Here is a 21,875-nt window from a genome sequence, read left to right on the forward strand (position 1 = left end):
TGTCCCTTACCGGCCGTGGGCCGCGATCGCGGTCATCGTCAGGTGGGACGCGATGAACACGCGGTCGCCGCCCACCGTCCACAGGAACCCCACGTCCGGCTGCCCCGGGTCGCTGTATCTCCACCGCGCCCTGCCGGTGGCCGCGTCGATGGCCCACAACGTCTTGGCGCCGTCGGTGGCGAAGACGGTGTCGGCCGAACACTGCGCGCTCTTGCCGGAAATCCTCAAGGAGGCGTTGAACATGTTGGAACCGCCCGTCTCGCTGGCCCCGTCGAGCGTCGCGACCCACCGGAGCGTGCCGTCGGCCGTGGCCAGGGCGACCAGGTCGCTGCCGACGGGTACGTGGACGGTCGCGCCGTCCAGGCTGGAGAACGGGGCGCCGATCTGGACCCGGTCCCCGTTCTTCGCATGGAAGCGCTGATGCCACTTCTCGCTGCCCGTGGCCGCGTCGACGGCGAACAGCGTGTCGCCGCTGCCACCGGCGAACAGGAACAGCCCGGCGGCGTAGCACGTCAGCGGCCAGCCGGTGGTGAAGTAGAACCCGCCGTACGGGACGGATACCTTCCAGCCGCGGGCGCCTCTCCTGCCGGCGTCGATCATCTGGACGCGGCCGGGTTTCCTGCCCGGCACGGCCGAGGTGGCCAGCAGGTGAGACCCGGTGGGTGGCACCAGCACGTTATTGATGTCCGTGCCCTTGACCCGCCACAGCCCCTTGCCGGTCGCGGCGTTGAACGCACGGATGTAACCGGTGGTCGGGGACGTGGACGAGTACGACCCGTCCAACAGGCTCATCGTCCCGCACACGTACACCGTGTTCCCCGCGACGGCCACATAGGTGCTCCGGTACATCGCGGTGGGCTTGCCCCCGCCGGATTCGACTTCGGCCATCCTGGTCGCCCACTTCGCCTTCCCACTGGCGGCGTCGAACGCCGCCAGCAGGCCCGACTGATCGGGGGTGTCGCAGAGCAGGTAGAACACTCCGTCCGCGTACGCCGTCGGGTACTTGGAGCTGGTCGTGCCGTATTCGTTGACCGTGTTCAGCTGGGGGAACACGGATTTTCCGGTCGCGGCGTCCAGGAAGGACGTGGCCGTGTCCGTGACCACCATGACCACCTTGGCGGAGGCTTCCAGGCAGGTGGGGGCGTGTTTTCCAGCGCCCGACCATGCCTTCGCGGCGTCGGGTCCGGTCAGGACGATCGGTGCCGGTCCGTCCGTCGAGGACGGCGACGCGGAGGAGGCCGACGGAGATCGTACGCCTGACGGAGAGGCCGGCCGTGCGGTGGGCCCGGGCCCGCCGGCCCGGCCGGCGGGTGCTGTCGACGAGTCGCCGGCAAAGGCGAGTGCCGCCGCGGCCCCGCCGAATACGGCCGCGCCCCCCGCCAGACCGATGAGCAGCTTCCGGCGGCTGACACCCGCGCCGGCGGCGTTCACCGGCGGCGGAGGAAACACCGCGCCCCGGCCGCCAACCCCGGCGGACGCCGATCCCACCGCCGCGGTCGCGGCGGCCATGTCGGCGGTCACCGCCGGCGACAGCCAACTGCCCGCAGGGGCCGGCAGGTCTTGACGCCTCAGGTATTCGACGAGCTGCTCCGCGGTGGGACGGTCCGGCGGTTCCGGGTACAGGCAGCCGCCGATCACCTCGCGCAGCGACACGGGGAGGGCGCCTGTGTCCGGCTCGCCTCCGGAAGTTGCGAACAGCACGGTCGACCCGAGGTCGAACATGTCGTCCGTCGGTAAGGGCGCCGGACCGCCGGTGGCTCCCACGAGCCCCACTGCGGTGAAGCGGGGCCCATCCATGGTCAGCAGCACCGAGTCCGGGCTCACCCCGCCGTGGACCCTCCCGGCCGCGTGGAGTGCGGCCAGCCCCCGCGCGAGGCCCTCGGCGAGCACCCGCAGAGCCGGTTCGGACAGCGGGCCGTGCCGGTCCACCGCCTGCCGGAGCGGCAGTCCGGCGATGAACTCGGTCGCCAGCCACGGAACCGGCGCGTCGGCGTCGGCATCCACCACCGGTACGAGGAAGGCACCGGACAGCGTCCGTGCCGCCTCGACGGCGGCTCGGAACCGGTCACGGAACCCCGGGTCGGCGCCCAGTTCGGGCCCCACGACGGTGACTGTGACGAGTAGCCCCTCGTCCGTGCGGGCCGCGAAGACTTCGCTCCCGCCGACCGTGCTCTGCCTTCCGAGCAGCACATACGGCCCGACCCGATGAGCACCGTCTGCTCCGGGATGATCCATCGTCCGCCCCTCACGCCAGCCTGATCGTCTGGTCACGGGCCGCCTGGTAGGCGCTGCCGCCGCCGGACACATGGGCCGTCATGGTCGCTGACGGCCCGGGCTCCGCGGCCGGCGCAGTACCTCGCCCGGGTTCGACAGGGGTATCTGTATCGGGCAGGAGAGCGGTCAGCGCGTCGCCCAAATGCTTCAGCCCGCCCGGCAGATGGGTCTCCGGCACGCGGAGGAACTGCAGGTGCGCCAGCTCCGCGATCTCGGTCGGCAGCGCAGAGGCGTCGGGCAGCATCGTCGCGTCTCCCAGGAGGACCGGGACGACGCGGTTTCCCGCCCGCAGAGCCGTCGCGATCTCCAGGCGGACCCAGTCGTGAGCCCGGTCCAGGAGCCGCACACCGTCCTCGCCCCGTGCGTCGAGCCACCCTGGCCCGATCAGTACGCACATGAGCTCGCACTCGGCGGCCTGCCGCCGCAGGATCTCGGCGAAATCGGCCCCGGGCGGAATCGACTGCCCCGACTTGAAGATCTCGTCGGCACCCAAGCGGTCGGACAGCGCGCGGTAGACGCGGTCCCGCATCCACCGGGAGTCCGGTTTGCGAAAGCTGAGGAAGATGCGCGGCACAATTGCCCCCTCTCCGGCAAGACTTGACGTCAGGGATCGTGCTCACCCTAGGGGTGGCGTACGCGCTCGGTGGCTATTCGCCGAGGATTGAATAGCGACCGCAAGGCTCCGTACGCTGGTTGGTATGGATGCGGTGGACAGCGCGGCAGGGACGGTCTCGGCAGGGAGATCGACCAGCACCCGTCTGCCGCCGGGCGACTTCGGCGTCGTCCTGGCCACACTCCGGGCGCGTCGGGGGTGGAGCGTGCGCGAGTTCGCCCGGCGTGCGAACGTGTCCGAAGGGCAGATCTGCAATCTGGAGAGCGGGGTGCGCAACCCGACCCCCGCTGTGGCGGCGGCATGCGACACGGCCTTCGGCACCGGCGGGGAACTCGTCGAGCTGGCCGGTGTCAGCCGCCGCGGCGCCCGGGCCGAGAGCGTCATCGAGGCCGGCCCCGTGGTCGCCGGATACGAGCGCATCCTGCGGGAGCTGAAGGACATCGGCAGATCCACCGGCCCGGGATTCGTCACCGCTTCGATGAAGTCGATCACGCGGATCCTGACGGACGCCGGTTCGCACGCCGTTGGCCGGCAGCGTGCCGAAATCTGGTTACTGGCCTCGAAGTTCGCCGAATACACGGGGTGGATGGCACAAGAGGCGGGAAATCCCGCGGAGGCGTTGCGCTGGACGAATTTCGCTGTCCGGTGGGGCGCACACGGCGGGGACGAAACGGTGGCCGCGTACGCCCTGGTCCGCAAGGCGTTCATCGCCCAGCACCGCGGTGACACCTGTGCGGTGATCGGGTTCGCCGACCAGGCGGCCGGGCACCCGGCGGCCAACCCGGTGATCCGCGCGCACGCCGCGCGACGCGCCGCCCAGGGGCACGCGCGCCGTGGCGATGCGGGGGCCTGCCAGGAGGCACTGGAGCGGTTCAGAAGCCACGCCGCCGAGGCCATCGGCGACCGGACCCCTCACTGGGGCCCGCGCATCGAGAACGGCAACCCTCAGCTCATTGAGGCGTCCTGCATGCTCAGCCTCCATCGCTTCGAGCTGGCCGCCGACCTTTTCGCCGCCGAGCACCGGCCGGCCGTCCCGGCGGACAGCAACTCCCGAGCGCGCTTCGCGGTTCGGCAGGCGACAGCCCTGGCCGGTTCCGGCCGCCTCGACGACGCCTGTCACATCGTCGAGGCCACGCTGCCCGTGATCAGGCGCATCGACTCGGCCACCGCCCGCGCGGAGCTGGGCCGGTTCGTGGAACAGGCCCGGACCCGGAAAGCCGGCCCGGGCCAACTCTCCCTCATCGACGCATCGGCCGCCCTCGCGAACGGCTGACAGTCGCGACTCGAGCCTCATCATCGTCCCTCCTTCCTCGGTGCCGAATCAGGCCCCACCGACCAACCAGCCATCCGGTCACTGACCGGCTACGACCACTGCCCTTGGATCAATCGTCCAGGCGCCCCCCGCCCGGGGCGATCAGGCCCGTCTCGTAGGCGAAGACGACGGCTTGGACGCGGTCGCGCAGGTCCAGCTTCGACAGGATGCGGCCGACGTGGCTCTTGACCGTGGTCGGGCTGAGGAACAGCCGGGAGGCGAGTTCGGCATTACTGAGGCCCGTCGCGAGTAGGCGGAGCACCTCGAGCTCGCGTGGGGTCAGGCCGGACGGATCGCGGTGCGGGGCGATGGTCTGCGGTTCGTCGCGATGGGCGAAGCGTTCGATCAGCCGACGAGTGATCGTGGGTGCGAGGAGGGCGTCGCCGGTCTGCACCAGGCGTAGGGCGGAGACCAGATGTTCGGGAGAGACGTCCTTGAGCAGGAAGCCGCTGGCGCCGGCCGTGAGCGCGGCGTAGACGTAGTGGTCGAGGTCGTATGTGGTGAGGATGACGACCCGCGTTCCCGCCGGGCCGGCGCCGCCGATGATGTGCCTGGTGGCCTCGATGCCGTCCATCTCCGGCATCCGGATGTCCATGAGGACGACGTCGGGCCGCGTACGGCGAACCGCTGCAACAGCCTCGGCTCCGTCGGCGGCCTCGGCCGTCACTTCGATGCCGTCCGCTGCCAAGATCATTCTGAAACCGGTGCGCACGAGGGCCTGATCATCGGCGATGACGGCACGCAGAGGTGGCTGGTCCGCGGTCATATCACGCTCCGTGGGATGCGGGCCGTCACCCGGTAGCCGCCGGTCTGCATCGGTCCGGCCGTCAGCTCGCCCTTGTAGACGGTCAACCGCTCGCGCAGCCCCATGTGGCCACGGCCGTTGCTCCGCACCGGCGGGGAATCCTTGGCACCACCGGTGTCCGTGATCTCGATCTCCAGACAGGCGTCGGTGTAACCGATGGCGACGGACGCCTGCGCGCCGCGCGCATGTTTGATCGTGTTGGTCAGCGCCTCCTGTACGACGCGATACGCCGCGAGGTCCACCCCCGGTGGCAGAGGATCCGGGGGCAACGACACCCCGACGCTCACGGGCGTACCGGCGCCGCGTACTCGTGCGACGAGCGCGTCGAGCTGCGCGAGCCCCGGCTGGGGCTCCAGGCCGCCGGGCTTCTCGTGGTCCGAGGCGGCCAGCAGGCCCATCACGTGGCGGAGTTCGGACATGGCGGCCCGACCGCCCGCCTCGACGGCCAGCAGTGCCTCCTTGGACTGCTCGGGCGCCATGTCCATCACTTTGCGGGCCGCACCGGCCTGAATCACCATCACGCTCACATTGTGGGTCACAACGTCGTGCAGTTCGGCGGCAATGCGGGCACGCTCCTCCTCGACGGCGCGGCGCGTGGCCTCCTCCTGAGCGGCCTGCAGTTCTGTCACCCGGTCCCGGCTGGAGGCCAGCCGCAGTTGCAGAAAGCGGACGAGGCTGGCCAGCATCCCTGCCACCAGGAGCACGAATCCCGGGCTGGACCATCCGGGGAGCACGGGTTCCGCGTTACGGAAGGCGAAACCGGACAGCGTGGCGGCGATCACCAGGACGGCTATCGCCGCTAGCCGGTAACGGCTGTACACGACGGCGCTGTAGGCGGCGATGACACAGGCCAGGACGGTGATCCAGGTGGCGGAGCTGCCGATGGCCAGTGCCGCGCCCAGCACCACCACGAACGTGGACAGCGGATGCCGGCGCCGGGCCACCAGCGGCAGCGTCGACAGGACGACCAGGGCCCAGGGCGTGGAAGGGGGTCCCTCCTCCTCGGGCAGCCGATCAGGGTCGGGCGGCGGGGGCGGGGCCGGGACCCCGGTCCCGTCGTCCACCGTGGGGGGGTTGATGTTCACCAGCCCATCACCGGGATAGCGGACCGCCACGAACAGGGCGATGACGGTCAGTACGACCGCCAGCACCACGTCGGCGCGCGCCGCTCGCGGGGACAGCGGGGAGGCCTGCGCCTCCGGGCGTAGCGCGTCCATGAGTTGCCGGTACCGACCGCGCCGGTCTTCCGTCTCCATCCCTGCATTCTGCTGCGCTCTCCGCTCGGCGGCGTCCGCCTGTCCGGCCAGGGCATTGCCCCAGAGGCCTACTTCTCAGGGATGACTCCGCGGCCGAATCCTCCGCAGGAAGGGCCTGATGTTGGTTCCGCGGCCGACGCGCCCCACACACGGCACCTCTAGGTTCGCAGGACCGGCAACGGCATGTGCCTCTCGCGACCGCAAGGACGGACAACTCATATGCATCAAGTGATCGAACTGGAGGGTGTGGCGAAGCGCTACGACAGCGCCGGCGCGCCGGCGCTCGGACCGCTCACGCTCAGCGTCGCCAAGGGTGAGGCCCTTGCCGTGACGGGCCCTTCAGGCAGCGGCAAGTCCACGCTGCTGAACCTCGTCGCAGGCCTGGACAAGCCGACCGATGGCACTGTGATCGTGGCCGGGCGACGGATCGACCAGTTGAGCGAGCACGCCCTCGCAACGTTCCGTCGCGAGCACATCGGCATGGCCTTCCAGTTCTTCAATCTTCTCGACGACCTCACCGTCACCGACAACATTCAGCTCCCGGCCCAGCTGACCGGGACCGGTCGGCGCAAGGCCGCGGCCCGCGCGGGTGAGCTCATGGAGATGCTGGGCATCCAGAAGCATGCCCGCGCCTACCCGGGCCGACTGTCCGGAGGCGAGCGCCAACGGGTCGCGGTCGCCCGGGCCTTGGTCAACCGGCCCGCGCTGCTGCTCGCCGACGAGCCCACCGGTGCGCTCGACACCGCCTCGGGCCACGACGTCCGCAATCTGCTGATGGATCTGCACCGCGCCGGACAGACCATCGTGCTGGTGACACATGACCTGACGCTGGCGGAGGCGTGCGCGAGCCGCACTATTCACCTGGTCGACGGTCACGTCGCCCTCGACACGTACGCGCGGGCCGTCCGATGAGCCTGTTCGGCACCGGCGCGATGGGCCGGGTCGTGCGCTCCGGCGTCGGCCGACGGCGGGTGCAGACAGTGGTGATCGCCGTGGCCACGATGATGGCCGTGGCGTCGGCGGTGGTCGCCGGGTCGCTGATGGTCGCCGCGGCCGCGCCCTTCGACCACGCCTTCGGGAAGCAGCAGGGTGCGCACATCACCGCCCAGTTCGATCCGGCCAAGGCGAGTGCGGCGCAGTTGGCAAGGACCAGGAAGTTGCCCGGCGTCGCCGCGAGCGCGGGGCCCTACCCGTCCACGGCGTTCCGCCCGGTCGACCGGGCGGGCTTCCGATTGCCGATGCTGACCCTGGTCGGGCGGTCGGGTCCGGACGGCGACATGGACCGGGTGGATCTGAAGTCCGGCCGGTGGGCGCAGAAGCGGGGCGAGATCGTGCTCGCCGCGTCGTTCGAGGGGCCCGGCGTCGGGATCGGCGCCGCCCTGAAGGCTTCGGACGCCGAGGGCGCCCCGGCCCTTTCGATCGTCGGCTTCGCTGTGTCGGCCGGCAGGACGGCCGACTCCTGGGCGACTCCCGCGCAGGTCGACGCGCTGGCCTCGGAGGGCAGCCCGGTCACGAGTCAGATGCTCTACCGCTTCGACTCCGCGAGCACGAAGCAGCAGATCATCGCCGACCAAAAGAAGCTCGCCGCCTCCGTGCGGTCCGGGGCGCTGCTGGGTACCCAGTCCTGGCTGGACACCAAACGCGCCGCTGATCAGGGTGCGGCGGCGACCGTCCCGTTCGTGATGGCTTTCGGCGTGCTCGGCATCGTGATGTCGGTGATCATCGTCAGCAGTGTGATCAGTGGTGCGGTCGGCACCAGCCTGCGCAGAATCGGCATTCTCAAGGCCATCGGCTTCACCCCACGCGAGGTCGTACGCGCCTACGTGGCCCAGGCGCTGATCCCGACCGTCGTCGGCATCGCCCTGGGTGTCGTCCTGGGCAACCTCCTTGCCGTGCCCCTGCTGTCCGACACCGAGTCGGTGTACGGCGGCGTCTCGCTCTCGGTGGCCTGGTGGGTGGACGTCGCCGTACCGGCCGCCACCTTGGTCGTCGTGGGGCTCGCGGCGCTGATTCCCGCGCTGCGGGCCGGAAGGCTGCGTACGATCGAGGCCATCGCGGTCGGCCGGTCACCGCGCACCGGGCGCGGCCAGTGGGCGCATCGGGCGACGGGGCTGCTGCCGCTGCCGCGGCCGGTGACCTACGGTCTCGCGACCCCCTTCACGCATCCGGTACGTACTCTCGCGATGCTGCTCGCGGTGGCGTTCGGTACGGTCGCGGCGACGTTCGCTGTGGGGCTGACCTCGTCCCTGAACGCGATCGGCACCTCGCAGGACCCGGAGAACCGTGCGGCGGTCACGGTCACGACGACCAAGGCGATCGAAGTCGCTCCCCCTCCGCCGCCTCCTGTGGGGGGCGACGCGGGAGATCCGCCTCCCCCCGGCGGCAGCGATGCAGGCCCGCCTCCCGTGGAGAACAGCGCGGCGGGGACGTCCAAGAAGCCCAAGGCCGCCGATCCGGCGAAGGTTCGGGCCGCCGTCACGTCGCAGCCGGGTACGGAGTCGTACTACGGCAAGGCCCGGACCGAGGTCGCCGTGGCCGGGATCTCAGGATCGATCCAGGCCAGCCTCTACGAGGGCGATTCGCGCTCTGGCAGCTACGAGATGATTTCCGGGCACTGGCTCACTGGTAAGGGACAGGTCGTGGTGCCCTCGCGCTTCCTGGAAAGGACAAGCACCAAGATCGGTGACATGGTGCGGGTGACCTACGAGAAGGACACCGCGAACCTGCGGATCGTGGGCGAGTCCTTCGACACGTCGGGCAGCCGGCTGGAGATCCACGCGGACATGGCCGACTTCGAGTCGGCCGAGCCCAGCACCTTCCTCGTCGAAACGAAGTCCGGCGTCTCCGCCGACGACTACGCCCGCAAGGTCGCCGCGGTCGTGCAGCCGCTGGGAGGCGACGCCACGACCGGCTCCGAGTCGGGGCAGGACGGCGTCATCCTCATCATGGCCGCGATGGCGGTGCTGCTCACCCTCATGCTGATCACCGTGGCCGGTCTCGGCGTACTCAACTCCGTGGTCCTGGACACCCGGGAACGCATCCACGACCTGGGCGTCTGCAAGGCGATCGGCATGTCACCGCGGCAGACCCTGAGCCTCGTGCTCGCCTCGGTGGCCTTGATCGGCGTGATCGGCGGGCTGCTCGGCGTGCCGGCGGGGTACGCGCTGCACCACGTCGTCATGCCGGTGATGGGGCATGCCGTAGGCACCAGCCTGCCGTCGCCGGTCCTCGATGTGTACGAGCCTGTTCAGCTACTCCTGCTGGGGCTCGGCGGAGTCGTGATCGCGATGCTGGGCGCACTGATCCCGGCCGGCTGGGCCGCCAGGGCGCGTACGGCCACGGCGCTGCGCACCGAGTAAGCAACCGCGCACCCGGACGCGCCTGAGCAGCCCGGCAAAACCGTCAGGTCAGAGCCCTTACTTAACCGGCTCCAGGATCGCCACGCACTCCACGTGGTGCGTCATCGGAAAGATGTCCCGGCAGGATGGATCTCGCATAACACCAGGTCAGGAGCCGTTTCCTGCTCCGCCGAAGGGCCCTTCGCGCGCACGGAGCGTCAAACGGGCGTCACGCCCAAGGGCCACGTCCTGGTCGGTCATTGCTGGGGAATTCATGACCCTTGCCAGTGCAGCCAGCCGCGACTTCGTCAACTACCGGGAGCCGGTCCGGCCCGAGACCTGCCGCGAAGCCGTTGACCTGGCCGAGACGCTGCTGCCCGCCACTCCAGGGGTCACCCGCGCGGTCGTCATCGTCACCGCCCCCGCTCAGCTCACCCTGTGGCGCTCCCTGCGCCTTGCGCGGACCCTGTGAATACCGGTGGCAACACTCGCCCACCTTCCCGTCCGGGATTGGAACCGCAGGTGTCGAGCCCGCCCGGCTACGCCCGAGCAGCCCACGAAAACCGCAGGTCAGATCCCCTTTGCAGTAAGCTCCAGAATCGCCACGCACTCCACATGAGGCGCCCTTGCCTCGTCGAACGTCAGGAAACGGGGAACCAGGTCGCGAGGCGCTTGGCGATCGCCGGTACATCGACGTTGTCCTGCGCGACTTCCTCGACGAACGGGCCGGCCACAGAGACGGGCGGCGGGACGGTACTCGCGCTGACGCCGTTGAACCGCAGGAAGACACGCATGGCGAGCCAGGCGGTGCGCTTGTTGCCGTCGATCAGCGCATGGTTGCGGGCGACAGAGTGCAGCAGCGCCGCAGCCTTCTCGTGCAACGTGGGATACAGCTCGGCTCCGAACACGTTCGTCCGGGGTCGCTCGATCGCCGACACCAGAAGGCCCATGTCACGCACGCTGTGCTCCGTACCGTTGACCGTACGGGCGATGGCCAGGATTTCGTCGAGCTGGATGTAGCGCACGTCGGTCACTTCAGGTAGTCCAGGATCTCCGCATCGCTGTCCATGAGCTCGGCCAGGACGTCATCGACCTTCAGCTCGGCCCGGTCCTGGGCGTCACGGATGGCCTCAATGGCAAGTTCCTGCTTGCTGCGGCCCTCCCGACGAGCCCGCTCGGTGAGCTTCGCGTCAAGGTCGTCGGGGAGTCGAAGTGTCATCGCCATACAGAGATGATACCAGGCCGGTATCAAGTGGCGCGGTCGGGCCGCACTCGGCTCCGCGGAGCGTGGAACCAGACGGCCGTGCGCATCGCAACCGCGGAGGCCCGAAGACTTCCATTTCGAGCGTCATCCGAGCGTCAAGAATCCCGCAAGAGCCACTTGAGGCGTCGCCGTGGCAAGCGCATCACTCACGAATCCGCAGGTCAGAGAGCTCTCAAAGATCGATCCGCCCGCTCGAACCGCTGCACGGAGGGAAACGGGTCGAGTAACCCGCCCGAACAACAAAACCGCAGGTCAGGAGCCCTTTACGGCAGGCTCAAGAATCGCCACGCACTCCACGTGATGCGTCATCGGGAACAGGTCGAACGCCCGCAGCGTGCGCACCCGGTAGCCCGTTTCCGCGAAGTAGGCGATGTCCCGGGCGAGGGCGGCCGGGTCGCAGGCGACGTAGGCGATCCTCCGCGCACCAAGGCCCGCCAGGTGCTTGACGGTCTGCTTGCCGGCGCCCGCGCGGGGCGGGTCCAGGACGATGAGGTCGACCTCGGTGATGCCCGTGCGCGGGAGGGCCTGCTCGACCTTGCCCTGCTCGATGCGGACGCGCTCGAAGTGCTGGAGGTTGTGGCGGGCGTCCTCCACCGCGCGCTTGCCCGACTCGATGCCGAGGACGGCGCCCTTGTCGCCCACCCGGTCGGCCAGGGCGCCCGCGAAGAGGCCGGCGCCGCAGTAGAGGTCCAGGGCCGTGTCGCCCTTGCGGGGCAGCAGGCCCTGCATGACGGCGCGCACCAGGGTGTCGGCCGCCTGGGGGTGGACCTGCCAGAAGCCGCCGTTGCCGACGCGGTACGTGCGGTCGTCGGCGCGCTCGCGCACGAACGGGCGGCCGTGGACCCGGTGGACGCCGCCGTCCTCGGCGACCCGCAGGACCGAGACCGGCTTGTCGAGCTCCACCAGCGGGAGGCGGGCGCCCGGGCGGGGGGTCAGGACGACCTGGCGGTCCTGGGAACCGGTCGCGGCGATGGCGTCCACGGACTCCATGCCGGACCAGTCACGCCGCTCGATGCCCAGTTCGCCGACGCCCGGCGCCGCGATCAGGCAGCGGTCGATGGGCTGGACCTCGTGCGAGCGGTGCTTGCGCAGGCCCGCGTGCCCGTCGGCGTCGATCGCGTACTGGACGCGGGTGCGCCAGGCAGGGACCTCGCCCGCCGGGACCTTGTCGCCCTCGGCGGGCATGACAGTGCCGTCCCAGCCGGCCTCCTCGGGCGTCAGGCCGGCCAGCCGCTTAAGCTGCTCGGCGACGACCTCGCCCTTCAGGCGGCGCTGCGCGCCGGGCTTGGCGTGTTGCCAGTCGCAGCCGCCGCACTTGCCGGGCCCGGCGTACGGGCACGGCGCCTCGACCCGGTCCTTGGAAGCGGTGAGGACGCGGACCGCGTCGGCGCGCAGGAACCGGGAGTCCTCGGCACCCTCCGTGACGCGGACGACGACCCGCTCGCCGGGCAGCGCGTGCCGGACGAAGAGCACGCGGCCCTCGTCGGTTCGGGCGATGCAGTGGCCGCCATGCGCGACGGGGCCGACCTCGACCTCGTACTCGTCCCCGACCAGGGACGAGGACGACGAGGACTCGGGTGCGTTCTGCATGAGGGGGTGACTCCAAGGGCTGAGGGGGGCTGCCAGGCGGCGGCAGCCCTCCAGTCTACGTGCCTCCCGGGTCAGCTCTTCCCCGTCGGCTCCTTGGGGCGCTCCACCGCCGGGCCGCGGCGCACCGAACCGGGCGCGTTCCACTCCTGGCGCTTCTTCGCCCGCTTCTTCGCGACCTCGGAGGACTGGAGCTGGTACGGGACGGAGGTGACCATCACGCCCGGGGTGAACAGCAGCCGCCCCTTCAGGCGCAGCGCGCTCTGGTTGTGCAGCAGGTGCTCGTACCAGTGGCCGACCACGTACTCCGGGATGATCACGCTCACCGCGTCGCGGGGGCTCTCGCGCCGGATGCTCTTGACGTACTCGATCACGGGGCGGGTGATCTCGCGGTACGGGGAGTCGAGGATCTTCAGCGGTACGTTGATGCCGCGCCGCTCCCACTCCTCCTTGAGCGCCTTGGTCTCGGCCGGGTCCACGTTGATGCTGAGCGCCTCCAGCTTGTCGGAGCGCATCAGCCGGGCGTACGCGACCGCCCGCAGCGTGGGGCGGTGGACCTTGGAGACCAGGACGATGGAGTGGACGCGGGAGGGGCGGACGGTGTCGTCGCTGGGCTCGTCCGGTGCGGAGATCTCGTCGGCGACGCGGTCGTAGTGCTTACGGATCGCGGTCATCGTCCCGTAGAAGATGACCATGCCGAGCAGGGCGACCCAGGCGCCGTGGGTGAACTTGGTCGCCAGGACGACGACGAGGACCAGGCCGGTGAAGAACGCGCCGAAGGTGTTGATCGCCCGGGAGCGGATCATGCGGCGGCGGGCGGCCTGGTCGCGCTCGGTGCGCAGGTGGCGGTTCCAGTGCCGGACCATGCCGGTCTGGCTGAGGGTGAAGGAGACGAAGACGCCGACGATGTAGAGCTGGATCAGCCGCGTGGAGTCCGCCCCGTACAGCCACACCAGCAGGATGGCCGCGCCCGCGAGGAGCACGATGCCGTTGGAGAAGGCGAGCCGGTCGCCACGGGTGTGGAGCTGGCGCGGCAGGTACCGGTCCTGGGCGAGGATCGAGCCGAGGAGCGGGAAGCCGTTGTACGCGGTGTTGGCGGCGAGGAACAGGACGAGCGCGGTGGCCGCGGCGAGCAGGATGAAGAAGAAGGTGTCCTGGCCGAAGACGGCGGCCGCGACCTGGGAGATCACCGGGTTCTGCACGTAATCCGGGCCGACCGGGACGCCGTCGCGGATCAGGTCGTGGGCGGGCTGCTCGGCCATCTTCACGTCGGTGGCCATGGCCAGGCCGATGATGCCGCAGAACATGGTGACGGCCAGGCCGCCCATGAGGGCGAGGGTGGTGGCGGCGTTCTTGCTCTTGGGCTTGCGGAAGGCGGGTACGCCGTTGCTGATGGCCTCGACGCCGGTGAGCGCGGCACATCCGGAGGAGAACGCGCGCAGCAGGAGGAAGACGAGGGCGAAGCCGGCGAGGCCCTCGTGCTCGGGCCGGATCTCGAAGTCGGCGGTGGGGGCCTTCATGGCGTCGTCGAGGACGAGCCCCTTGTAGGCGCCCCACGCGATCATGATGAAGACGCCGGCGACGAAGACGTACGTCGGGATGGCGAAGAGCTTGCCCGACTCCTTCACGCCCCGGAGGTTCATGAGGGTGAGGAGGACGATTATCGCGATGGCCGAGAACACCTTGTGCTCGACGACGAACGGGACGGCCGAGCCGAGGTTCTCCACTCCGGAGGAGATGGAGACGGCGACCGTGAGGACGTAGTCGACGAGGAGCGCGCTGGCGACGGTGAGGCCGGCCTTGGGGCCGAGGTTGGTGTTGGCGACCTCGTAGTCGCCGCCGCCGCTGGGGTAGGCGTGGACGTTCTGCCGGTAGGAGGCGACGACCGTGAACATCAGGACCACGACGGCGACCGCGATCCAGGGGCTGAAGTGGTACGCCGACACACCCGCGATGGAGAGGACCAGCAGGACTTCTCCCGGCGCGTACGCCACCGAGGAAAGCGGGTCGGATGCGAAGACGGGGAGCGCGATGCGTTTGGGGAGAAGGGTTTCTCCCAGCCTGTCGCTGCGCAGCGCCCGGCCGATCAGGATCCGTTTGGGCACGTCGGTCAGTTTGGACACGCAGAGGATCGTAAGCGCTCGAAATGAGCCCCGCCCACCCACCACCCCTGCTTGCCGAGGAAACTTGCGATCCCTTAACGCGGACGGCACGGGACGGTACCGGGTGATCGCTCAGCGGCACCGGAAGAGGGGCGTGACCGGGGCCACCGGCCGCAGGGCCGGCGCCGGGCCGGGGGTGTGCGGGCGGCCCGTGGCCGGAACGTGCCGCGGCCGCGTCTGCCGCCTCGGATGAGGGCAACGGAGGGGTGGCGGCATAAGCTCGTCATCGGGCAACACCGCACGCAGGCTGAGAGAGAAGAGTGAGCAGGGTGTTTTCGCAGGTCAGCAAGATGACCAGGAGTGCGGGGTAAGCGGACGTGCACATCGTCATCATGGGCTGCGGGCGAGTGGGAGCCGCACTCGCGCAGACCCTGGAACAGCAGGGACACACGGTCGCCGTCGTCGACCAGGACCCGACGGCCTTCCGGCGCCTCGGCTCCGGCTTCGGCGGACGGCGCGTCACCGGTGTCGGCTTCGACCAGGACACCCTGCGTGAGGCGGGGATCGAGGAGGCCGGAGCGTTCGCCGCGGTGAGCAGCGGTGACAACTCCAACATCATCGCGGCGCGGGTCGCGCGCGAGATGTTCGGCATCGAGAACGTCGCCGCCCGTATCTACGACCCCCGCCGTGCCGAGGTCTACCAGCGCCTGGGCATCCCGACCGTCGCCACCGTGCGCTGGACCGCCGACCAGATGCTGCGGCGGCTGCTGCCGTCCGGTGCCGAACCGCTGTGGCGGGACCCGAGCGGTGGTGTGCAGCTCGCCGAGGTGCACACGTCCGCGTCGTGGATCGGCCACAAGATCAGCCGGCTCCAGGAGGAGACCGGCGTACGCGTGGCCTTCCTCACCCGCTTGGGCGAGGCGGTCCTGCCGACGTCGCAGACCGTGCTCCAGGAGGGCGATCTGGTGCACGTGATGATGCGTACGGACGAGATCGAGAAGGTCGAGGCGGCCTTCGCCGAAGGTCCTGAGGAGGGCGGTCACTGATGCGGGTCGCTATTGCGGGCGCCGGCGCGGTGGGCCGTTCCATCGCGGGCGAGCTGCTGGAGAACGGGCACGAGGTGCTCCTCATCGACAAGGCGCCGACGGCGATCTCGGTGGAGCGGGTGCCGCAGGCCGAGTGGCTGCTGGCCGACGCGTGCGAGATCACGTCGCTGGACGAGGCCGCCTTGCAGCGCTGCAACGTCGTGATCGCGGCGACCGGTGACGACAAGGTGAACCTGGTCGTCTCGCTGCTCGCGAAGACCGAGTACGGGGTGCCCCGGGTGGTCGCCCGGGTGAACAACCCGAAGAACGAATGGCTGTTCAACGAGTCGTGGGGCGTCGACGTCGCGGTCTCCACGCCGCGCCTGATGTCGGCGCTGGTGGAGGAGGCGGTGAGCGTCGGCGACCTGGTCCGGCTGCTGCGCTTCAGCCACGGCGACGCGAACCTCGTGGAGCTGACGCTCCCGCCGGAGTCGGCGATGGCCGGTACGTCGGTGGGCGACGTGGCCTGGCCGCAGGACACCTCGCTGGTGACGATCATCCGCGGTTCGCGCGTGCTGACGCCGGGCCCGGAGGAGACCCTGGAGGCGGGTGACGAGCTGCTGTTCGTCGCGGCCCAGGCCCGCGAGGAACAGTTGGAGGATCTGCTCTCGGTGCGCCGCGAGGACGCCACGAGCTGAGGCCGTGCCGTACGGCGAGGGGCCCTGGACCACATACGGTCCAGGGCCCCTCCGCGTACACCGGTCCGGTGTGTCCGGCGCAGCGCGCCGTGGCGTCCGGCGGGTGTCAGACGTCGCCGTGGTGGGGGTGGGGCGGGGGCGCCTGGCCCGCCGCGGCGGCCTTGCGCTCCTCCTCGGCGCGCTCCTCCGCCTCCATCTCCGCGAACACGTCGATCGGCGGCGGCGCCTTCGCCAGGAACAGCCAGGTGAGGTAGACCGCCAGCAGGAAGGGCGGGATCTTCAGGATGACCAGCACCCAGCCGAGCTGGGTGGTGTCCGCCCACCAGTACAGCGGGAAGAGGATCGCGCACTTGGCGAGCAGGATCAGGCCCCAGGCCCAGCTTGCCTTGGCGTACGCCTTCTTGCGGCCGGGGTTGCGGGTGCGCCAGGAGAGGTTCTCCTTGAAGACCGGGCCGAGCATCAGGCCGATCAGCGGGACGCCCGCGAGGGTGGTGACGATGTACGCGATCGCCAGGCCCAGCGTGTAGAGCATCCCCGGCAGGTAGAAGTCCTTGGCGTTGCCGGTCATCATCGCGAAGACCACGCCGAAGGCGACGCCGAAGACACCGCTGAAGGCGTGCTTGACGGTGTCGCGGCGGACCAGGCGGACCGCGACCAGCAGCAGGGACACGCCCAGCGCCGCGAGGGCCGACAGGTGCAGGTCCTTGTTGATCGTGTAGATCGTGACGAAGAGCAGGCCGGGGAGGACTGTCTCCACCATGCCGCGCACGCCGCCGAAGGCGTCGAACAGGGCCGCTTCCGTCACGGCCCTGGAGTCGTGCGCGCCGTGGGCGGGGCCCGGCGCGGCGGCCCGGTCGGCGTCCTGGTCGGTGGGGGTCGGCTTGTCGAGTGACGTCACCGGCTACTCCTGTCCCAGCGGTCGGAGTTCGTATTTGGGATTGAAGAGGACCCTGCGGCCGTGGCTCATGGAGATCCGGCCGGAGGCGATGAGCTTACGGCCCGGTTCTATGCCCACGATGGACCGTCGGCCCAGCCACACCACGTCCAGCGGGGCCGTGCCGTCGAAGAGTTCCGCCTCCAGCGCGGGCACGCCGGCCCGCGGGCGCAGGGTGACCGTCCGCAAGGTACCAGTCACCTTGACGATCTGCCGGTCGTCGCAGTCCGAGATACGGATGCACCCCGAAGCCTGCGTGTCCTCCCGGAGCTCCTCCGACTCCAGCTCCCCCTGGGAGCTGGAGAGCCGGTCGAGCATCCGGCGGAAACGGCCGGTCTGCTTCTCGGTTCGCGGTGCAGCACTCATACAGAAAGCGTACCGGCCCTCATTGGCGGCGGATCAGCGCTCGAACCTGTACCCCATCCCGGGCTCGGTGATGAAGTGCCGGGGGTGCGAGGGGTCGGCCTCCAGCTTGCGGCGGAGCTGGGCCATGTAGACGCGGAGGTAGTTGGTCTCGGTGCCGTAGGAGGGTCCCCACACCTCCTGGAGCAGTTGCTTCTGGCCGACGAGCCGGCCGCCGTTGCGGACGAGGACCTCGAGGAGGTGCCATTCGGTGGGCGTCAGACGTACGTCACGTCCACCGCGCTGGACCTTCTTGGCGGCGAGGTCCACCGTGAAGCCGGCCGTCTCGACCACGACGGTGCCGTCGTCGCCGCCCACCGGTTCGGCCCGCCGCACGGCGGCGCGCAGCCGGGCCAGCAGCTCGTCCATGCCGAAGGGCTTGGTGACGTAGTCGTCGGCGCCGGCGTCCAGGGCCTCGACCTTCTCGTCGGAGGTCTGGCGGGCGGAGAGCACCAGGATCGGGACGCGGGTCCAGCCCCGCAGGCCCTTGATCACCTCGACGCCGTCCATGTCGGGCAGGCCGAGGTCGAGGATGATCACGTCGGGGTGGCGGCCGGCGGCCAGTTCGAGCGCCGTCGCGCCGTCGGGTGCCGCGTCGACCTCGTACTTGCGTGCCTTCAGGTTGATCACGAGGGCGCGCACGATCTGCGGCTCGTCGTCGACCACGAGCACCCGCGTCATGAGGGGCCTGCTTTCTCCAGCGGGGGGACGGGGGGAACAGCGGCGGGGGCGGCCGCCTTGAGGGTGAGGACCATGGTGAGGCCGCCGCCGGGGGTGTCCTCGGCGGTGATGGTGCCGCCCATCGCCTCCACGAAGCCGCGCGCGACGGCGAGGCCCAGGCCGACCCCGGCGCCGCGCGGTGCGTCGCCGTAGCGCTGGAAGGGGGCGAAGATGCGGTCCTTGGCCTCGTCGGGCACGCCGGTGCCACGGTCGACGACGCGCAGCTCGACGCGGTCGGCCATGGCGCTGGCCGACACCAGCACCGGTGCGGCGCCCAGCCCGTACTTGACGGCGTTCTCGACGACGTTGGCGACGGCCCGCTCCAGCAGGCCCTTGTCGACCTCGACCATCGGGAGGCTCTCGGGGATGTCCAGCTCGGCGCTGCCGTCGGGCACGCCGCCGAGCGCCATGGGGACGACCTCGTCGAGGTCGATGGCGCGGATCAGCGGGGTGACGGTGCCGGTCTGGAGGCGGGACATGTCGAGCAGGTTGCCGACGAGGTGGTCGAGCCGGTCGGCGCCCGCCTCGATGCCTTCGAGGAGCTCGGCGCGGTCCTCCTCGGACCACTCGACGTCGTCGGACCGCAGCGAGGACACGGCGGCCTTGATGCCCGCGAGGGGCGTACGGAGGTCATGGCTGACGGCCGCCAGCAGCGAGGTGCGGATCTTGTTGCCCTCGGCGAGCTTGCGGGCCTCCTCGGCCTCGCCGACCAGCCGCTGCCGGTCGAGGACGACGGCGGCCTGGGCGGCGAAGGCGCCGAGCACCCGGCGGTCCTCGGCGGGCAGGACGCGGCCCGACAGGGCCAGGGCCATGTGGTCGCCGACGGGCATGTCGACGTCGGCGTCCTCGGGGCGCGCCACGGGCCGGCGGCCCACGCTCCCCGCGCGGGTCCACGGTTCGACGTCGCTCTCGCGCTCCAGGAGCGCCACCGACTCCATGGAGAACGTCTCGCGGACCCGCTCCAGCAGGGCGTCCAGGGCGGTCTCGCCCCGCAGCACGCTGCCGGCCAGGAAGGACAGCACCTCGGACTCGGCGCGCAGCCGGGCCGCCTGGTGGGTGCGGCGCGCGGCGAGGTCGACGACGGAGGCGACGGAGACGGCGACGCCGAAGAAGACGGCGATGGCGACCATGTTGCGGGGGTCGGCGACGGTGAACCGGTACAGGGGCGGGGCGAAGAACCAGTTGAGCAGCAGGGAGCCGAAGGCCGCCGAGGCCAGGGACGGGGCCAGGCCGCCGAGCAGCGCGGAGGCCACGGTGAGCGACAGGAACAGCAGCATGTCGTTGGCGAGGCCGAGGTCCGCCTCGATGTGGGTGAGCAGCAGCGTCAGCAGCGCGGGGCCGGCGACGCCGGTCAGCCAGCCGCAGATGGTGCGGGAGCGGCCGAGGCGGGCACCGCGGGCGACGGGCAGGCCGCGGCCCCGGGCGACCTCCTCGTGGGTGACGATGTGGACGTCCAGGTCGGGTCCGGAGTCCCGGGCGACGGTGGCGCCGACGCCGGGGCCGAACACGTACTGCCAGGTCTTGCGGCGGCTGGAGCCGAGGACGATCTGGGTGGCGTTGACGCCGCGGGCGAACTCCAGGAGCGCGGAGGGCACGTCGTCGCCGATGACGTGGTGGAAGGAGCCGCCGAGGTCCTCGACGAGGGTGCGCTGGACGGCCAGCTCCTTGGGCGAGGCGGAGGTCAGGCCGTCGCTGCGGGCGATGTAGACGGCGAGCATCTCGCTGCCGGAGCCCTTGGCCGCCATCCGGGACGCGCGGCGGATGAGGGTGCGGCCCTCGGGGCCGCCGGTGAGGCCGATGACGATGCGCTCACGCGCCTGCCAGGTGGTGCGGATGTTGTGCTCGCCGCGGTACTGCTGGAGGTACTCGTCGACCCGGTCGGCGGTCCACAGCAGGGCCAGCTCGCGCAGGGCGGTGAGGTTGCCGGGGCGGAAGTAGTTGGAGAGGGCCGCGTCGACCTTGTCGGGCTGGTAGATGTTGCCGTGGGCCATGCGGCGGCGCAGCGCCTGGGGCGACATGTCGACCAGCTCGATCTGGTCGGCGCGCCGGACGACCTCGTCGGGCACGGTCTCCCGTTGCCGTACGCCGGTTATGGACTCCACGACGTCGCCCAGCGACTCCAGGTGCTGGATGTTGACGGTGGAGATGACGTCGATGCCGGCGGCGAGCAGTTCCTCGACGTCCTGCCAGCGCTTGGCGTTGCGCGAGCCGGGGAGATTGGTGTGGGCCAGGTCGTCGACCAGGGCGACGGCCGGGCGCCGCGCCAGGACCGCGTCCACGTCCATTTCGGCGTGGTGGGTGCCGTCGTGGGCGAGCTCCTTGCGGGGTATCTGTTCCAGTCCGTGCAGCATCACCTCCGTACGGGGGCGGTCGTGGTGCTCGGCGAAGGCGACGGCGCAGTCGGTGCCGCGTTCGACGCGGCGGTGCGCCTCGGAGAGCATCGCGTACGTCTTGCCGACGCCCGGTGCCGCACCCAGGTAGATCCGTAGCTTGCCGCGTCCCATGGCCTCATTGTCGTCATTTGTCGTTCGACTGCTTGTGCGTAGACCTTACGACCGGTGGTGGCGGCGAACCGGACGCGGAGGGGGGGTTCCCGGGCGTCTTGACGGGATTCTGATGCGGCCGGCGGTGCGGTCGGGGGCCGACGCCGGCAGGCGAGTGCGGTCGGGGGCCGATGCCGCCGGCGGGCGGGGTGCCGTCGCCCGGTTCCGCCTGGGGACAACGCGGTGGGCCGCACCCGTCGTACGGGTACGGCCCATCATGGGTGCGGGAGAGAGGGGTCAGCGGACCTCGGTGATCTCCGGGCCGCGCTGGAGCTGTCCCATGCCGCCGGAGAACCGCGACGACTCCTGGTCCTCCTGCTGGACGCCCTCGGGCACCATCTGCGCGTCGTTCGGCAGCTTCAGGACGATCGGGTCACGGGGCGCCATGGGGCCCTCGCCCCGTACGACGACGGTGTCCCGGAAGATCTGCTCCAGCAGGCCCGCGGCCTCCGGCTGGACCGCGCCCTGGCCGGAGATGACCCCGCGCAGGAACCAGCGGGGGCCGTCCACGCCGACGAAGCGCACGAGCTGTACGCCGCCGGTGCCGTCGGGCAGCTTGACCGGCACCTGGGCCCGGAGCTCCCAGCCGAGCGGGCCCTCGACCTCGTCGATGATGCCGCCCTGCTGCGTGATCCCGGAGGCGATCTCCTCGCGGACCTCGCCCCAGATGCCCTCCTTCTTGGGGGCCGCGAACGCCTGCAGCTGGACGGCGCTGTCGCGCAGCACCACCGTCGCCGCGACGATCGCGTCGCCCGCGACCTCCACGCGCAGCTCCATGCCCTCGACCCCGGGCACGAACATGCCGCCCAGGTCCACGCGGCCCTCCTCGGGCCGGGAGACCTCGGAGACGTCCCAGGGGCCGTCGGGCCGGGGCGCCGGCGGAAGGTTCACCCGGCGCGGCTCGCTGTCCGCCGCGTCGTCAGTGCCGACCTCGTCGACGACCTGCTCGGCCTCGCCCGCCGCGTCGGCAGCGGCACCGCTCTTCTTGCGACGTCCGAACAC

19 protein-coding genes are annotated in these 21,875 nt (G+C 70.7%); 6 read left to right on the plus strand and 13 right to left on the minus strand.

Going from position 1 to position 21,875, the window contains the following annotated elements:
• Window positions 1-6: 6 nt before the first annotated feature.
• Complete coding sequence (locus ACZ7LK_RS28145) at window positions 7-2,103, minus strand: outer membrane protein assembly factor BamB family protein (protein ID WP_471144013.1); 2,097 nt, start codon at window positions 2,101-2,103, stop codon at window positions 7-9.
• 142 nt (window positions 2,104-2,245) lie between these two features.
• Window positions 2,246-2,848 carry a toll/interleukin-1 receptor domain-containing protein gene (locus ACZ7LK_RS28150; RefSeq protein WP_471144015.1) on the minus strand — a complete coding sequence of 201 codons (603 nt, stop codon included), beginning with the start codon at window positions 2,846-2,848 and terminating at the stop codon, window positions 2,246-2,248.
• A 124-nt stretch (window positions 2,849-2,972) separates the two neighbouring features.
• Here ACZ7LK_RS28150 and ACZ7LK_RS28155 point away from each other — a divergent pair, with 124 nt between their 5' ends.
• Entirely contained in the window at window positions 2,973-4,160 is a 1,188-nt protein-coding gene (locus tag ACZ7LK_RS28155; RefSeq protein ID WP_471144016.1) for a helix-turn-helix domain-containing protein, read from the plus strand.
• Window positions 4,161-4,269: 109 nt separating this feature from the next.
• On the opposite strand, the gene ACZ7LK_RS28160 is transcribed toward ACZ7LK_RS28155, so the two are convergent.
• Both ACZ7LK_RS28160 and ACZ7LK_RS28165 read right to left on the minus strand, forming a co-directional pair.
• Window positions 4,270-4,965, minus strand: coding sequence for a response regulator (locus ACZ7LK_RS28160; protein ID WP_392277751.1), 696 nt, complete (start codon window positions 4,963-4,965; stop codon window positions 4,270-4,272).
• On the minus strand, window positions 4,962-6,260 hold the full coding sequence (locus tag ACZ7LK_RS28165) for a sensor histidine kinase (RefSeq protein ID WP_471144017.1): 1,299 nt from the start codon (window positions 6,258-6,260) through the stop codon (window positions 4,962-4,964). The genes ACZ7LK_RS28160 and ACZ7LK_RS28165 overlap by 4 nt, the downstream gene beginning before the upstream one ends.
• Window positions 6,261-6,479: 219 nt before the next feature.
• Here ACZ7LK_RS28165 and ACZ7LK_RS28170 point away from each other — a divergent pair, with 219 nt between their 5' ends.
• The 3 genes from ACZ7LK_RS28170 (at window position 6,480) to ACZ7LK_RS28180 (ending at window position 10,070) form a co-directional block, all read left to right on the plus strand.
• Entirely contained in the window at window positions 6,480-7,172 is a 693-nt protein-coding gene (locus ACZ7LK_RS28170) for an ABC transporter ATP-binding protein (protein ID WP_392277749.1), read from the plus strand.
• Window positions 7,169-9,619 carry an ABC transporter permease gene (locus tag ACZ7LK_RS28175; RefSeq protein WP_471144091.1) on the plus strand — a complete coding sequence of 817 codons (2,451 nt, stop codon included), beginning with the start codon at window positions 7,169-7,171 and terminating at the stop codon, window positions 9,617-9,619. Before ACZ7LK_RS28170 ends, ACZ7LK_RS28175 begins: the two co-directional genes overlap by 4 nt.
• A 253-nt stretch (window positions 9,620-9,872) precedes the next feature.
• Window positions 9,873-10,070: a hypothetical protein gene (locus ACZ7LK_RS28180; protein ID WP_471144020.1), complete on the plus strand. Its 198-nt coding sequence runs from the start codon at window positions 9,873-9,875 to the stop codon at window positions 10,068-10,070.
• Window positions 10,071-10,239: 169 nt separating this feature from the next.
• On the opposite strand, the gene ACZ7LK_RS28185 is transcribed toward ACZ7LK_RS28180, so the two are convergent.
• The 4 genes from ACZ7LK_RS28185 to ACZ7LK_RS28200 form a co-directional block, all read right to left on the minus strand.
• Window positions 10,240-10,632 (minus strand): type II toxin-antitoxin system death-on-curing family toxin, encoded by a 393-nt coding sequence (locus ACZ7LK_RS28185; RefSeq protein ID WP_392276901.1) that lies wholly within the window; start codon window positions 10,630-10,632, stop codon window positions 10,240-10,242.
• A complete protein-coding gene (locus ACZ7LK_RS28190) occupies window positions 10,629-10,823 on the minus strand; it encodes a ribbon-helix-helix protein, CopG family (protein WP_007445201.1) in 195 nt (64 codons plus the stop codon). Before ACZ7LK_RS28190 ends, ACZ7LK_RS28185 begins: the two co-directional genes overlap by 4 nt.
• Window positions 10,824-11,114: 291 nt before the next feature.
• Window positions 11,115-12,452 carry a class I SAM-dependent RNA methyltransferase gene (locus ACZ7LK_RS28195; RefSeq protein ID WP_392276902.1) on the minus strand — a complete coding sequence of 446 codons (1,338 nt, stop codon included), beginning with the start codon at window positions 12,450-12,452 and terminating at the stop codon, window positions 11,115-11,117.
• 71 nt (window positions 12,453-12,523) lie between these two features.
• Entirely contained in the window at window positions 12,524-14,572 is a 2,049-nt protein-coding gene (locus ACZ7LK_RS28200; RefSeq protein ID WP_392276903.1) for an APC family permease, read from the minus strand.
• 356 nt (window positions 14,573-14,928) lie between these two features.
• On the opposite strand from ACZ7LK_RS28200, the gene ACZ7LK_RS28205 reads away from it, so the two are divergent.
• A complete protein-coding gene (locus ACZ7LK_RS28205; RefSeq protein ID WP_392276904.1) occupies window positions 14,929-15,597 on the plus strand; it encodes a potassium channel family protein in 669 nt (222 codons plus the stop codon).
• The gene (locus ACZ7LK_RS28210; RefSeq protein ID WP_392276905.1) at window positions 15,597-16,274 is read left to right on the plus strand and encodes a potassium channel family protein; all 678 of its coding nucleotides are present in this window, start codon (window positions 15,597-15,599) and stop codon (window positions 16,272-16,274) included. Before ACZ7LK_RS28205 ends, ACZ7LK_RS28210 begins: the two co-directional genes overlap by 1 nt.
• Before the next feature lie 106 nt (window positions 16,275-16,380).
• Here the strand turns inward: ACZ7LK_RS28210 and ACZ7LK_RS28215 are convergent, their stop codons facing one another.
• The 5 genes from ACZ7LK_RS28215 to ACZ7LK_RS28235 form a co-directional block, all read right to left on the minus strand.
• On the minus strand, window positions 16,381-17,172 hold the full coding sequence (locus ACZ7LK_RS28215; protein ID WP_469463853.1) for a DUF3159 domain-containing protein: 792 nt from the start codon (window positions 17,170-17,172) through the stop codon (window positions 16,381-16,383).
• A gap of 3 nt (window positions 17,173-17,175) precedes the next feature.
• The gene (locus ACZ7LK_RS28220; RefSeq protein WP_392276907.1) at window positions 17,176-17,574 is read right to left on the minus strand and encodes an OB-fold nucleic acid binding domain-containing protein; all 399 of its coding nucleotides are present in this window, start codon (window positions 17,572-17,574) and stop codon (window positions 17,176-17,178) included.
• Between the two features lie 33 nt (window positions 17,575-17,607).
• Complete coding sequence (locus ACZ7LK_RS28225) at window positions 17,608-18,291, minus strand: response regulator (protein WP_392276908.1); 684 nt, start codon at window positions 18,289-18,291, stop codon at window positions 17,608-17,610.
• Window positions 18,288-20,834: a DUF4118 domain-containing protein gene (locus tag ACZ7LK_RS28230; protein ID WP_471144024.1), complete on the minus strand. Its 2,547-nt coding sequence runs from the start codon at window positions 20,832-20,834 to the stop codon at window positions 18,288-18,290. The genes ACZ7LK_RS28225 and ACZ7LK_RS28230 overlap by 4 nt, the downstream gene beginning before the upstream one ends.
• A gap of 276 nt (window positions 20,835-21,110) precedes the next feature.
• Complete coding sequence (locus tag ACZ7LK_RS28235) at window positions 21,111-21,875, minus strand: DUF3710 domain-containing protein (RefSeq protein WP_392276910.1); 765 nt, start codon at window positions 21,873-21,875, stop codon at window positions 21,111-21,113.

It is taken from the genome of Streptomyces sp. NPDC039423 (assembly GCF_055598725.1).